This window comes from Thalassotalea fusca (assembly GCF_053485835.1).
This window is the reverse complement of sequence record NZ_JBQRUN010000075.1, coordinates 1-255: the sequence shown is the minus strand read 5'-3', so window position 1 is coordinate 255 and position 255 is coordinate 1. Positions and strand designations below refer to the sequence as shown.

Genomic DNA, 255 nt, shown 5'->3' with positions numbered 1-255 from the left:
ATATAAAAAAGTTCCCTGTGGCAACGATCATTCACACGCCAGTCCACGTCAAGCCTGAAAAAATAGATATCTGGTTTCAAGATGAAGCTCGCTTTGGTCAGCAAAATACCACGACACGATTATGGGCACCTAAAGGAAGTAGACCAAGAGCCGTAAGACAACAACAATTTGAGTATGCTCACTTCTTTGGTGCTGTCTGCCCTGCGACTGGCGAAACAGAAGCACTGATAACGCCCTGTATTAACAAAGACATTA

Annotated in this window: 1 protein-coding gene; it reads left to right on the top strand. The window is 43.9% G+C overall.

Annotated elements, in window-relative coordinates:
* A partial coding sequence (locus ACSLUK_RS20135) for a transposase (protein ID WP_448550560.1) occupies positions 1 to 255 on the top strand: 255 nt, incomplete at both ends.